Here is a 12,597-nt window from a genome sequence, read left to right on the forward strand (position 1 = left end):
GTCGGCCATCGCGGGGATGGCGGCTGGTTCTCGAGGTGTGGTGGTCGTCCGCGTGGTGGGCGGGCGCGGCGCCCGGGCGGGGTCGTCGTCGGCCTCGCGGAGTCCGGCACCGGGTCAGCTGCAGCTGACGAGCGTCCCGATTCTCTCACCCAGGAGGGCGCGAGTGATGTTGCCGGGCTCCCCCATGCCGAAGACGCGCATGGTCAGGCCGTTGTCACGGCACAGGGCGAAGGCGGAGGCGTCGACCACCTGGAGGCCGTCGGCCAGGGCCCGCTCGTAGGTGAGGTGGTCGAGGCGCTGGGCGTCGGGGTTCTTGCGGGGGTCGGCGGTGTAGACGCCGTCGACCCCGTTCTTCCCCACGAGCAGCTCGTCGCAGTGGGTCTCCAGGGCGCGCTGGGCCGAGACCGTGTCCGTGGAGAAGTAGGGCAGGCCGGCGCCGGCGCCGAAGACGACGACGCGGTTCTTCTCCATGTGACGGATGGCGCGCAGGGGGATGTAGGACTCGGCGACCTGCCCCATGGCGATGGCGGTCTGGACGCGGGCGGGCACGCCCGCCTTCTCGATGAAGTCCTGGAGGGCCAGGGCGTTCATGACGGTACCCAGCATGCCCATGTAGTCGGCGCGGGCGCGGTCCATGCCCCTCGACGAGAGCTCGGCGCCGCGGAAGAAGTTCCCGCCTCCGACGACGACGGATACCTGGACGCCGGCGCGGACGGCGTCGGCGATCTGGCGGGCGGCGTCGGAGACGACGTCGGGATCCAGGCCTATCGATCCGCCGCCGAAGACCTCACCGGAGAGCTTGAGCAGAACACGTCTGGGGTGCGTGCCGTGGGCGACGCGATCGTCACGAGCCGGTTCCTGACTCATTGCGCTATGTCTCCTGGGGTCGGTGGGCGGGCTCCGCACAGCCTACCCCGTCCGCGACGGTGCCGGGCCCCGATGAGGCTCACCCTCGACGGTCAGACACGCCATGGGACTATGCCCTGCGACATGTCCCGGAGCGGGGTCCCGGCCCGGCCGTGGTGACTGGGGACAATGGGACGGGGCGGGGCCACGAGCATGGTGCTCGTGGCCCCGCCCCGGATGTCTCCGGCCGGTCCGAGGACGCAGGCCGCTGGCCGGCGAGCCGGCCCGATGGCGAGTGGATCAGGCGCCGACGCGGAAGCGGACGAATCCGGTCAGCTCACCACCGGTGGCCTCGACGACCTTGCCGACCGTGGTCTTGGGGTCCTTGGCGAAGGCCTGGTCGACCAGGACGTTCTCCTTGTAGAAGCCGCCCAGGCGACCCTCGACGATCTTGGGGATGGCCTTCTCGGGCTTGCCCTCGGCGCGGGTGGTCTCCTCGGCGATGGCGCGCTCCTTGTCCACGACCTCGGCCGGGACGTCGTCGCGGGTGGCGTAGTCCGGGGAGTAGGCGGCGATGTGCATGGCGACGTCGTGGGCCACCTCGGCGGCCTTGGCGTCGGTACCCACCAGGACGCCGACCTGGGCGGGCAGGTCGGGGTTGGTGCGGTGCAGGTAGAGCTCGATGTTGTCGGCCTCGATGCAGCCGACGCGACGCACGACGATCTTCTCGCCGATGACGGCCTGCATGCCGTCGGTGAGCTCCTTGACGGTGGAGCCGTCGACCTCGACCTCGGCCAGGGCCTCGGCGTCGGTGGCGCCGGAGGCGAGGGCGGCGGTGAGGACCTGCTCGGCGTAGTCGAGGAACTTCTGGTTCTTGGCCACGAAGTCGGTCTCGGCGTTGATCTCCACGAGGACGCCGACCTGACCGTCGCCGGAGTCGACGACCTTGGCGGCGATGAGGCCGGCGGAGGCGGCGCGGCCCTCGCGCTTGGCAATGCCCTTGAGGCCCTTGACGCGGATGATCTCGATGGCCTTCTCGGCGTCGCCCTCGGCCTCGTCGAGGGCCTTCTTGACGTCGAGCATGCCGGCGCCGGTCTTCTCGCGCAGCGCCTTGATGTCAGCAGTGGTGTAGTTCGCCATGAATGTCTCCTGGTCAGTCAGTGATCAGTCAGTGACTAATAGACGTGTGAAAAAGGACGTGTGGAAGGTGCTCACAGCGCGCAGACGTCGCGCTGTGAACGAGGAGGTGGGCGAGGTTCCCGGACTCAGGCCTGCTCGGCGGCAGGGGCCTCGGCAGCGGCCTCGACGGCCTCAGCGGTCTCCGCGGCGGTCTCAGCGGCCTGATCGGCCTCGGCCCCGGCGAGGAGCTGCGCCTCCCACTCGGGCAGCGGCTCGGCGTCGGCGGGGGCGACCTCGGCCTCCTCACCGGTGCGGGCGCGGCCGCCGGAGCGGGCCAGCAGGCCCTCGGCGGTGGCGTCGGCGACGACGCGGGTCAGCAGGGTGACGGCGCGAATGGCGTCATCATTGCCGGGGATGCCATAGGTGGCCTCGTCCGGGTCGCAGTTGGTGTCCAGGATGGCGATGACCGGGATCCCGAGCTTCTGGGCCTCGGAGATGGCCAGGTGCTCCTTCTTGGTGTCCACGACCCACACGGCCGCGGGGAGCTTGCTCATGTCGCGGATACCGCCCAGGGTGCGCTGGAGCTTGTCCTTCTCGCGGCGCATCATGAGCAGCTCCTTCTTGGTGCGGCCGGAACCGGCCACATCGTCGAAGTCGATCTGCTCGAGCTCCTTCATGCGGTCCAGGCGGGCGCGCACGGTGGAGAAGTTGGTGAGCATGCCGCCAAGCCAACGCTGGTTGACGTAGGGCATGCCGACGCGCTGGGCCTGCTCGGCCACGGCGGCCTGGGCCTGCTTCTTGGTTCCGACGAACAGGATGTTGCCGCCGCGAGCGACGATCTCCTTGACGAAGTCGTAGGCGGTGTTGATGCCCTCGATGGACTGCTGGAGGTCGATGATGTAGATGCCGTTGCGCTCGGTGAGGATGAAGCGCTTCATCTTGGGGTTCCAGCGACGGGTCTGGTGCCCGAAGTGGACACCGCTATCAAGGAGCTGGCGCATGGTGACGACGGCCATGACGGTCCTTCCGTGTGTGCCGAGAGGTTGCTCGACGCACGATCATTCGGGGGACGGCCGCGCAGTGTGCTCGGGCGCGTCCCAGGGTTATTCTTCTGGGTTGTTCCCCGTGGTTCCGCACGCCTTGAGGGCGCGCACCGAGGCGGTGACCGGCTGGGAGCCGATGCGGATGGGGCCTGGCGCCTGCGACGCACGGCCACCCGTTCACCGTGGCGAACCGTGATGACCGGGACCGCGACCGTGTCGCCCGGAGGGACGTCCCGAGGTGCTCGGGTGCAGGCACGCGAAGTCAGCATTCCGGGCCCGTCTCCCGCTGACGCCGGAGCGATCCGCAGAATGCTGCGGAGGCGAGGCTACCACAGGGCCGGGGCGACTGCCGAGGCCGATCCGGCGGAATTCGGAGTCGTCCCGGTCACCACAGGCAGTTTTCCAAGAGCGTTTTCCACAGGGCCGACGACACACCCGGCGGGAGGGTCCGGGCGGCGCGCACCCTGATGGCATGCACTCAGGACATCCTCGCCAATCCCGCACGACTCATCGCTCAGCCGGTCACTCGCCCCGTCGCCTTGCCGCGGTGGCAGCAGCCCTGATCGCCTGCGGTTCGCTGACCGCACTCCCGGGAACGCCGTCGGTTCCCAACGTGAGCAGGGTCCCGCCTCCTGGCATCCGGGATCCCGCCTTTCCCGAGCTGACGAGCACATCCGCCGGACAGGCCGGTTCAGTGATGTCCTCGCCGGTCCCGCTCCTCACGAATGCCAGCCTCATCAGCCGGTTCATCGAGGAGACGGGGGCGGGCACCGACCTGGGACAGCCGCTGGGGCCCCGGCACGTACGTGGCCGCTACCAGTGGCCGACCGGTGCGCCGGCCACCGTGGTGGAGGGCTTCGATCCTCCCGCCGTCGTGTGGGGGCGCGGACACAGGGGAGTCGATCTTGCGGCCGCGGAGGGCTTGCAGATCCGCAGCGCCGCCGCGGGCACGGTCGTCTTCGCCGGAATGGTGGCCGAGCGTCCGGTGGTCTCCATCGACCACGGCGACGGGATCCGCACCACCTATGAGCCGGTGGAGCCCTCAGTCAGCGCGGGAGAGACGGTGGGCGCGGGGCAGGTCATCGGCACCTTGCTGCCGGGGCACCGCTCGGACGGGGTCTGCGCCCTGCACTGGGGCGCGCGCACCGGTCCCAAGACCTACATCAACCCGCTGCGCCTGCTGCAACCGGCCGTCATCCGTCTCAAACCGGTCCAGTAGCTCGGGCGCTCAGCACCGCGGGACGAGGCCGCGGCGAGCGGCGCTCGACCGTACTCGCCAGCACTCCTGCCGATGACGGCACGAGGTGACCGAGGTCGTGGAGATGGGAAGGGGGAGAACATAACCTGTCTCATAGGCATCTTTTCTTTGTGAATGAGGTAGAGACATGGATCCTTCCGAGTCCCTCCAACACTGGCTCGAGACCTCCCTGCGGCCCAGGCTGGAGAGGCTGACCGCCAGGCGCCGCCCCGGTCTGCCGGCTCCGCAGGTGCTCGTCGTCGCTCCAGGTGTGAGGTTCTCCTTCGGCGAGGTCGACCAGCCCTTCCATACCGCGAGCGCCGGCAAGCCCTTCGTGGCGGTTGCAGCGGCGCGTCTGGCCCGGCAGGGACTACTGTCCCTGGATGCGCCGCTCGGGGACCTGACCCCGGACATCGACCTGTCGGCACTGCCCGCCGCTCCCGGCGTCGTCCTGTCCCGGGACCTGACCCTGGCCCATCTGCTCAGTCACCGCTCAGGGCTACCCGACCCGGTGGATCCGCCACGCGGGTACTCCACCGAGTGCTCGCTGGACCGCATCATGCGCCGGCCCGGTCGCCGATGGGACCCGGCCGAGGTGGTGGCGCAGTGCGCGGGGCTGCCGCCCCTGGGCCGCCCCGGAGAGCGCTTCGCCTACGGGGACGCCAACTACGCCCTGGCCCTGTGCGTGCTCCAGGGGGTCACCGGCCTGCCCGCGCATGAGGTCCTGAGCACCCAGGTGTTCCGGCCCGCGCAGATGGGGAGCACGGGCCAGCCGCACTCCACGGCCACCGACGAGGAGCTGGCGGCTGTGGACATCGCGCCGGTGTGGGTCAAGGGCATGGAGGTCAGCCATGCCAGGGCGCTGTCCGCCGGGGCCGCCGACGGTGGTGCGGTGACCACTCTGGAGGACATGGTGCGGTTTCAGGAGGCCCTGCATGAGGCGGAGCTGGTTGATCAGGTTCTGCTGGCGCGCATGGTCCGGCCCCGCTCGCGGCTGCGCGCGGGCATCCACTACGGGACGGGCCTGGCCACGATCCGCTTCGGCGAGTTCATGCCCTTGGTCCTGCGGAACCTGCCCGAGCCGGTGGGGGGTCTGGGCCTGTGGGCGGTTCACTGCTTCTTCTACCCGCGCCGGCGTGCTCACGTCATCATGAACCTCCACTCCACCGCGCAGATGCGGCGCAGCTTCGCACTGCACACCATGATCGCCCGTCGCCTGGCCCGCCTTCCCCGCACCTCTCTCCCCCGCTAGGCCGTGTTGCGAAAGGCGGCTCAGGCGCGGGGGAAGGCCTGCTCGTAGACGCTGCGCAGCCGCTCGGCCGAGACGTGGGTGTAGCGCTGGGTGGTGGCCAGCGATGAGTGCCCCAGGAGCTCCTGAACGCTGCGCAGGTCCGCTCCCCCGCCCAGGACATGGGTGGCGGTGCTGTGACGCAGCCCGTGCGGCCCCAGGTCGGGCACCTGGGCGGCCGCGCACAGGCGGTGGACGACGTCGCGTACCGCACGGGGGTCGATGCGCCGCCCTCGTGCCCCCAGGAAGAGCGCGGCGCCGGCGTCGGGGGCGCAGATCTCACCGCGCCGCCCCAGCCAGCCCTCCAGGGCCCTGGCGGCGGGGAGCCCGTAGGGGACGGTGCGTTCCTTGCGGCCCTTGCCCAGGACCCGCAGGGTGCGTTGGGAGTGGTCCAGGTCGGAGACGTTGAGGCCCACGAGCTCGGAGACCCGCACGCCGGTCGCGTAGAGCGTCTCGATGATGGCCAGGTCCCTCACGGCCAGGGCGTCCCCGTCGGAGGCGAGGTCCGTGGTGGTCTGAAGGAGCCGTGAGGCCTGCTGGGGCGTGAGCACTCCGGGCAGTCGGTTGTCGACACGAGGGGCGCGCAGCCGCGCGGCGACGTCGGAGGCGAGAAGGTCCTCCTCGAAGGCCCAGGCGGAGAAGGTTCGGATGGAGGCGGAGCGGCGGGCCAGGGTGGCGCGCGAGTGGCCGCTCGCGGCCAGGGCGGCGAGCCATTCGCGCAGGTCCGCCAGGTCGAGGGTGGACAGGGCCGGGTCAACGGGCTCGGCGTCATCCTCACCGACGCCGAGGAAGCTCAGCAGGTCGCCGACGTCGACGAGGTAGGCCCGCACGGTGTGCTGGGACAGGTCGCGCTGCAGGGACAGGTACCTGCGATAGGCGGCGAGCAGATCCGCGCGCGTCCTCGGCATGGGACTCCTCCCGACGACGGTTCTCCCGGACGAATAGGACGAATGAGATGAATGAAAGGCGCTAGGCGAGCGTGGCGAGCTGTGCGCAGACCTCTGCGATGCGCCGCTCATTGCGCTTGTAGTGGGTCCATTTTCCAATACGCGTGGAGGTGACCAGGTCCTCACGCTCCAGGGCTCGCATGAAGGCCGAGACGGTGGACTGGGCGAGCCCGACCTTGTCAGTGATCTGCTTGATGCAGACCCCGTACTCATCGGGGTCCGCGATCCCCCGCTCGATGGGGAACTGCTCCCGAGGCTCTCGGAGCCACTGCAGAATCTGGAGGCGTACAGGGTGTGCCAGAACCTTGAGAGCGTCGACCACGTCGTTTAAGTCCGCACTCTCCGGGCGGCCTTGTGCCCTCGCCGACATTGTGCACCCCCACTGCTGCTCGAGGCTCGGTCGAGCATATCACTCGCCCAGAAACGCTCACTCCGCTCACGAACCGAGGACGAGCTTGGCCCAGTAGCCAGTAGATGCTGACGATGAGGACCACGACGCCGATAAGTTGCGAGAGCGTCAGGGTCTCGGCGAACAGGATGTAGGCGTAGGCGGCCGCGGCCACGGGCTGGAGCAGGGCGAACAGGGACCCGAGCTGCAGCGACATGAAGTGCATGGCGTGCGCCATGAGGGTCTGCCCGAGTATCTGGGAGGTGAGTGCCAGGACGATGAGCAGCAGCCAGCCCGTCGCGGTACGCGGAAGCATGTCTTCTCCACGGAGCACCGCCACCGCAAGACACCCTGCGGCGCACCAGAGGCTGAGAATCGTCATGATGCGCAGCGCCGGGTAGCGCTGTCGCAGCCCCTGGGCGACGACGAGAAACCCCGTGTAGAAGAACGCCGTGGCCAGGGCCATCGCGTTTCCGAGCAGGCGCTGCGGATCGGCATGGACTCCGACGGGAGTCAGGAGCAGCAGTCCCCCGATCGCCAGGAGCCCTGGAGGAATCAGCCTGGCACTGGGAACGTCCCGAAACAGCACCCACCCATAGATCGCCGCGGCGAAGGGGACGAGATTCGCCAAGAGATTCGACTCCGCCAGTGTTGTGTACAAGAAGGACACGTTCCACAGGCACAGGTCGATCGCGAGGAGCAGTCCTCCCAGGGCGATGGTTGCGTGGTCACGCACGGGCATTCGCTCCTGCCGCGAGGATCCGTGTCGCAGACGAGCACCGACGGAGAGCAGGAACAGCATCGGGGCGGCGATCAGGGAGCGGAATCCACCGGTGGCGATCGGTCCGACCTCGCTGAGCCGGACGAACACTCCCCCAAGCGCCAGGCAGCCCACCGCGAGGACCGCGCAGGCGATCGCCCCGCCCTTCGCCCGACCGCCCACCGCCCGGCTCAGACGCTGCGTCATCGGATCCACTCCTTCCTGACTCTGGTCACCAGCGATGGTCCGCGCGGGAAGCGCCGCACCCCGGCTCGACAACGTGCTTGCACCGGCAGCATAACCAACTCATCGATAATATGCGATATATCGATGAGTGGGCGCCTCGGTGCCGGACACCAACGGACGACACGCCTTCCTACCGTTTGGCTGGTTGTGGCATTCTTGGAGGGAGGGCAGCGCCGCCCCTCGCGACCGTTCCCGGGGGATCCCGGCCCTCATGACAGCGGACCCTGAAGGAGTGACGACGATGACCGGAGAGCCTCTGCTCCTCGACTTCATTGGTGAGCTGTTTCGGATCACCCCCGGAACGCCCTTTCAGATCGGCCGAGAGGGCGATCTCGTCCTTGATGAGGACAACCTCTTCCTCCATCGGCGCTTCCTCATCATTGAGCACGACGCCGACCTGTGGTGGGTGGCCAACGTCGGTTCCCGGATCGGCGCCACGATCACCGAGCGCTCCGGCACCTCCCGCTCGTGGGTGGCCCCCGGCTCCCGGGTGCCACTCGTCTTTCCGGACATGGCGATCGTCTTCACCGCAGGATCCACCACCTACGAGATCCTCCTGCGGGTCCCCTTCCCCGGCTACGAGCTCTCCCAGACCAGAGACGTTCCGCCGGGCAGCGGTCAGACCACCGTGGGCCTGGTGAATCTGACTCGCAACCAGCACCTGGTGACCCTCGCCCTGGCGGAGCCCTGGCTGCGCCGCACCGGCACCGGCCCGGTCGACCTGCCTCGCAATACCGACGCCGCCGCCCGCCTGGGCTGGAGGATCACCCGTTTCAACCGTGCGCTGGACAATGTCTGCGACAAGCTCGACCGCATCGGGGTCAAGGGCATGCGGGGTGGTCCGCGTGCACACGCCTCCTACCGGCGCACCGCCCTGGTCGACTACGCGCTGACGGCCCGGCTCGTGACCATCGAGGACCTTCCGCTACTGGACGAGGAGGCCCGACGCTCCAGCCAGGAGCTCGCCCTGTCGTCGTCCACCGTCCTCTGACCTCTTCCGGAGCCGCTTCCAGGAGGCACCAGGAGTCACTGCTCCGGCGCGTGGTCGGCGTCCCGGAGACTGACGTGCAACACGGACTGGCCTGACCGGCACTACCGGCCTGGCGCTACTGACGTCGTCGCCAGCCGGTGGCGGTGCGCTCCACCTTCCCGGTGAGCTCCAGGACTCCCAGGGCGGCGGTGGTCTCCTTCGGGGACAGTCCCGCGGAGCGGACGATGGACTCGGTGCTCGCCGACGCTTTAGCCGGCATGGCGTCCAGGACGACGGCGCCGCCGGGGTCCAGGCCGTCCAGGAGGCCGCCTCCCGCCAGCTCGGGGTCCTGCTCCTTGGCGGCGTCGGCGTCGACGGTGCCAAGGGGCGTCAGGAGCTCGAGGGCGTCGTCGACATCGGTGACGCATACGGCTCCCTTGCGTAGGAGGCGGTGGCAGCCGACGGAGGACATGGAGGTCACGGGTCCCGGGACGGCGCCCAGCTGCCTGCCCAGCTCAAGGGCCCGATGGGCGGTGGACAGGGCTCCGGAGCGCCAGGCCGCCTCGACCACGATCGTCGCCCCGGAGATCGCCGCGATGATGCGGTTACGTGAGACGAACCGGTGACGGCCGGGCTGGCAGCCCGGAGGGACCTCCGCCACCAGTGCCCCGGCGGCGATGACCGCTTCCAGCACCCCGGCGTTGCCGGCCGGGTAGAGACGGTCCACGCCTCCGGCCGAAACGGACACGGTGGGCCCTTCGTGCAGGGCCCCGCGGTGCGCACAGGCGTCGATGCCGAAGGCCCCGCCGGAGACGATGAGCCCGCCCTTGGCCGTGACCCCGGAGGCCAGGGACGTGGCGACCCCTTCTCCGTATCGGGTGGAGGCCCGGGCTCCGACCAGGGCCAGGCACAGTCCGTTGGCCGGACCCGCCGGCATCCGTTGCTCGCGTACGGGCAGGCCTCGGGGGGCGGAGACGCTCTGAGGGCTGTTGTCTCCTCCGGCCTCGGCCCCGTTCCCCTTCACGCCGGCGGTCTCCAGGTCCTTGGCGCTGATCAGGAGTGACGGGTCACCGCGCACCCACAGGCAGAAGGGCGGGTGCTCCAGCTCATCGAGCCCCGGCGGCCACCAGGGGTCTCCGGGGAGGATGAGGCTCCCGCCGAGGCGGTCGAGCACGTCGAGCTCGCGGCGGATGTCGAGGCCCTCCAGGCGCGGCGCCCACCGAGCGGCGACCTGCGCCCAGTGGGCGCCGGCATCGCCGCCGCTGGAGGCGCCCGGGGGCGGCTCCGGCACGGGTGGACGCGGAGCGCTGCGCACGCGCCCCGCGGCGTCGACGGCCTCCTCCAGGAGCCACCGCAGGGCGGCGCTCGGCCCGAGCCGGTTCACCAGCATCGTGGCGGCGGCGCTGGCGGGCTCCGCCAGCCGCGACCAGGTGGCGCGCGCCAGTGCCGGGTCGCCGATGTCGTATGGCAGGCCGGTGGCCTGTCTGGAGGTCGGTCTGGAGGTCGGTCTGGAGGTCATGGTCGTACTCCTGAGGTCCTCAGGGCCAGGGCGGTCCCGATGTGGGAGAGGGTGAGGGTCTCGGTGTCCTCGAGGTCGGCGAGGGTCCAGGCCAGCCTGAGGACCCGGTCCACCCCGCGCAGGGAGAGGTCCCCGCGTTCCAGGGCGTTCATGAGCCGCCGGCTGAGTGCTGTGCTCAGTCCGCCGTCGGGGCCTCTGAGGTAGGAGCCGGGGACCTCGGCGTTGAGGTGCCAGGGCGTAGCGGCGAGCCGGCGCTCGGCGGCCCGCCGGGCCCGCCGCACCCGCTGCGCCACGACGGCGCTGGACTCGTTGCTCGTTGGTCCGGCGAGATCGGCGGCGCTGACGGCGGCGACCTCGACCTGGATGTCCACCCGGTCCAGCAGCGGGCCGGACAGGCGGGAGAAGTAGCGTCGCCGTTGCAGGGAGGTGCAGGTGCACTCCAGGCCACGGCCGCCGGCCTTGCCGCACGGGCAGGGGTTGGCGGCCAGGACGAGCTGGAAGGCGGCCGGGTAGCTGGCGCGGCCGCCCACACGGTCGATGGTGACCGTCCCGGACTCCAGCGGCTGGCGCAGGCAGTCCAGGACCCCGGCACTGAACTCGGGGGCCTCGTCGAGGAACAGCACACCTCGGTGGGCCAGGGAGACGTCTCCGGGACGGGGCAGGCCGGATCCTCCTCCGACGACGGCGGCCCGGGTGGCGGTGTGGTGCGGCGCGCGCAGCGGCGGGCGGGTGATGAGTCCGTGGGCGGGGTTGAAGGTGCCGGCCACGGAGTGGATGGAGGTGACGGTGACGGCGTCGGACTGCTCCAGGGGCGGCAGGATCGAGGGCAGGCGCTCGGCGAGCATGGTCTTTCCCGTGCCCGGCGGCCCCACCATGATGAGGTGGTGTCCCCCGGCCGCGGCGACCTCGAGGGCCTGCCTGGCCTCGGCCTGCCCGACGACGTCGGCCAGGTCCGCCGGCTCGCCGTCCTGCGCTGGGGCTGAGGGCGCGTCGTCTCCTGACTCGGGGATCTGCTCCACCGCGGCGGCGACCTCCGCGCTCAGGCGCCCTCCGTAGCGCTCCACGAGCTGGCCGATGTGGCTGATGGCGCTCACCCGGGCGCCGGGAACGAGCTCGGCCTCCGCGGCGGCCTCCTGGGCGACGATGATCTCCTCCACCCCGGCGGCGACCGCGGCCTGGACGCTGGGCAGGATGCCGCGCACGGCGTGCACCGAGCCGTCCAGCCCGAGCTCGCCGATGTACACGGTGCGTGCCAGGGTCCGGACAGCGGATCGACCGAGCCGGCCGCGAGCGCCCAGGACGGCCAGCGCGAGCGCCAGGTCCAGCCCGGTTCCGGTCTTGCGCAGGTCCGCCGGGGAGAGGTTGACGGTCAGGCGCTGCTCGCCCCAGGTGACGCCGCAGGTGCTCAAGGCCGCCCGGACCCGTTCTCGCGACTCGCGCACGGCGGTGTCGGGCAGGCCGACGAGGGCGAATCCGGGCAGGCCCTGGGCGGCGTGCGCCTCGACGTCGACGATGTGTCCGGCCAGTCCGGTCAGGGTGACCGCGAGTGTGCGTGCTAGCCCCATGACGCACCTACTGCCCGGTGGTGGCGCAGCAGCGCGGGGCGTGCGTCGCGCAGGAGGATGGAGATGACGTCGAGGCGCAGGCCAGTGTGGGGCGTCTCGTGGGTGGCGGCCCAGGCGGCTGCCAGGGCTCTCAGCCGGGTGATCTTGCGGGGGTCGACGGCGGCGGCCGGAGGCCCCTGACGCAGGGAGCTGCGGGTCTTGACCTCGACGACGACCAGGGTCGGCCGCTTCGAGCACCGCCGTGTCCGATCGAGGTCGGTCGGAGCACCACCTGGTTCCCGGTCGGCGGGGGCGGGCTCGAGGGCGATGATGTCGAGCTCTCCGCGCAGGCCGTGGTCCGGCCGCCAGTTGCGCTCCAGGATCCGCCAGCCGATGTCCTCCAGGTAGGTGGCGGCCAGGTCCTCACCGTAGCGTCCGGTGAGCAGGTGGGATGGTCCGGCCGCGGAGGTTCCCGCGTCGCGCGGGTTCCCGGTGGACTCGATGGGGACGCCCCCGCTGGATCGCACCGCGATCACCGTTGTCCCGGTTGCGGTTGCTGTGACCTGGTCGGTCATGCCGATCACCTCCGCCACTAGCCTGGGGCCGGATCGGCTGATCCGCGTGGCGGCCCCATCGGCTCTGTGGAGAGCACCGGCGGGAACCGTCCTGTGGCCCCCGGGCTTCCGCGCC

General features: G+C 70.6%; 12 protein-coding genes. 3 read left to right on the forward strand and 9 right to left on the reverse strand.

The genetic code is table 11. From position 1 onward, the window contains the following. Positions 1-114 precede the first annotated feature (114 nt). From pyrH to rpsB, 3 genes are all read right to left on the reverse strand, one after another. Entirely contained in the window at positions 115-867 is a 753-nt protein-coding gene (gene pyrH / locus HCR68_RS03560) for a UMP kinase (protein ID WP_167146229.1), read from the reverse strand. A 279-nt stretch (positions 868-1,146) separates the two neighbouring features. After that, positions 1,147-1,986 (reverse strand): translation elongation factor Ts, encoded by an 840-nt coding sequence (tsf, locus tag HCR68_RS03565; protein WP_167146231.1) that lies wholly within the window; start codon positions 1,984-1,986, stop codon positions 1,147-1,149. A gap of 125 nt (positions 1,987-2,111) precedes the next feature. After that, positions 2,112-2,981: a 30S ribosomal protein S2 gene (gene rpsB, locus HCR68_RS03570; RefSeq protein WP_167146232.1), complete on the reverse strand. Its 870-nt coding sequence runs from the start codon at positions 2,979-2,981 to the stop codon at positions 2,112-2,114. Between the two features lie 574 nt (positions 2,982-3,555). On the opposite strand from rpsB, the gene HCR68_RS14145 reads away from it, so the two are divergent. Next, positions 3,556-4,227 carry a M23 family metallopeptidase gene (locus tag HCR68_RS14145; RefSeq protein WP_243858914.1) on the forward strand — a complete coding sequence of 224 codons (672 nt, stop codon included), beginning with the start codon at positions 3,556-3,558 and terminating at the stop codon, positions 4,225-4,227. Positions 4,228-4,393: 166 nt separating this feature from the next. Next, on the forward strand, positions 4,394-5,497 hold the full coding sequence (locus tag HCR68_RS03580) for a serine hydrolase domain-containing protein (protein WP_167146233.1): 1,104 nt from the start codon (positions 4,394-4,396) through the stop codon (positions 5,495-5,497). Positions 5,498-5,517: 20 nt separating this feature from the next. Here the strand turns inward: HCR68_RS03580 and HCR68_RS03585 are convergent, their stop codons facing one another. The 3 genes from HCR68_RS03585 to HCR68_RS03595 form a co-directional block, all read right to left on the reverse strand. Then, positions 5,518-6,441 carry a tyrosine recombinase XerC gene (locus HCR68_RS03585; RefSeq protein WP_167146234.1) on the reverse strand — a complete coding sequence of 308 codons (924 nt, stop codon included), beginning with the start codon at positions 6,439-6,441 and terminating at the stop codon, positions 5,518-5,520. 61 nt (positions 6,442-6,502) lie between these two features. After that, positions 6,503-6,802 carry an ArsR family transcriptional regulator gene (locus HCR68_RS03590; RefSeq protein WP_243858915.1) on the reverse strand — a complete coding sequence of 100 codons (300 nt, stop codon included), beginning with the start codon at positions 6,800-6,802 and terminating at the stop codon, positions 6,503-6,505. Next, on the reverse strand, positions 6,690-7,835 hold the full coding sequence (locus HCR68_RS03595) for a DMT family transporter (RefSeq protein WP_243858916.1): 1,146 nt from the start codon (positions 7,833-7,835) through the stop codon (positions 6,690-6,692). Before HCR68_RS03595 ends, HCR68_RS03590 begins: the two co-directional genes overlap by 113 nt. A gap of 280 nt (positions 7,836-8,115) precedes the next feature. Here HCR68_RS03595 and HCR68_RS03600 point away from each other — a divergent pair, with 280 nt between their 5' ends. Next, positions 8,116-8,865 (forward strand): hypothetical protein, encoded by a 750-nt coding sequence (locus HCR68_RS03600; protein ID WP_167146237.1) that lies wholly within the window; start codon positions 8,116-8,118, stop codon positions 8,863-8,865. 115 nt (positions 8,866-8,980) lie between these two features. Here HCR68_RS03600 and HCR68_RS03605 read toward each other — a convergent pair whose 3' ends face one another. From HCR68_RS03605 to HCR68_RS03615, 3 genes are read right to left on the reverse strand one after another with little or no spacing between them, the layout of a single operon-like run. Next, on the reverse strand, positions 8,981-10,363 hold the full coding sequence (locus HCR68_RS03605; RefSeq protein WP_167146239.1) for a DNA-processing protein DprA: 1,383 nt from the start codon (positions 10,361-10,363) through the stop codon (positions 8,981-8,983). Beyond that, positions 10,360-11,928, reverse strand: a complete 1,569-nt coding sequence (locus tag HCR68_RS03610) for a YifB family Mg chelatase-like AAA ATPase (protein ID WP_167146241.1) — start codon at positions 11,926-11,928, stop codon at positions 10,360-10,362. Before HCR68_RS03610 ends, HCR68_RS03605 begins: the two co-directional genes overlap by 4 nt. Then, entirely contained in the window at positions 11,919-12,482 is a 564-nt protein-coding gene (locus HCR68_RS03615) for a YraN family protein (RefSeq protein ID WP_167146243.1), read from the reverse strand. Before HCR68_RS03615 ends, HCR68_RS03610 begins: the two co-directional genes overlap by 10 nt. Between the last annotated feature and the right edge of the window lie 115 nt (positions 12,483-12,597).

The sequence above is a fragment of the Actinomyces sp. ZJ308 genome (genome assembly GCF_011752065.1).
Classification (GTDB): domain Bacteria; phylum Actinomycetota; class Actinomycetes; order Actinomycetales; family Actinomycetaceae; genus Actinomyces.

Coding starts and splice junctions, on each gene's coding strand:
- pyrH (WP_167146229.1), bottom strand. CDS start 867: ATGAGTCAGGAACCGGCTCGTGACGATCGCGTCGCCCACGGCACGCAC.
- tsf (WP_167146231.1), bottom strand. CDS start 1,986: ATGGCGAACTACACCACTGCTGACATCAAGGCGCTGCGCGAGAAGACC.
- rpsB (WP_167146232.1), bottom strand. CDS start 2,981: ATGGCCGTCGTCACCATGCGCCAGCTCCTTGATAGCGGTGTCCACTTC.
- HCR68_RS03580 (WP_167146233.1), top strand. CDS start 4,394: ATGGATCCTTCCGAGTCCCTCCAACACTGGCTCGAGACCTCCCTGCGG.
- HCR68_RS03585 (WP_167146234.1), bottom strand. CDS start 6,441: ATGCCGAGGACGCGCGCGGATCTGCTCGCCGCCTATCGCAGGTACCTG.
- HCR68_RS03595 (WP_243858916.1), bottom strand. CDS start 7,835: ATGACGCAGCGTCTGAGCCGGGCGGTGGGCGGTCGGGCGAAGGGCGGG.
- HCR68_RS03600 (WP_167146237.1), top strand. CDS start 8,116: ATGACCGGAGAGCCTCTGCTCCTCGACTTCATTGGTGAGCTGTTTCGG.
- HCR68_RS03605 (WP_167146239.1), bottom strand. CDS start 10,363: ATGACCTCCAGACCGACCTCCAGACCGACCTCCAGACAGGCCACCGGC.
- HCR68_RS03610 (WP_167146241.1), bottom strand. CDS start 11,928: ATGGGGCTAGCACGCACACTCGCGGTCACCCTGACCGGACTGGCCGGA.
- HCR68_RS03615 (WP_167146243.1), bottom strand. CDS start 12,482: ATGACCGACCAGGTCACAGCAACCGCAACCGGGACAACGGTGATCGCG.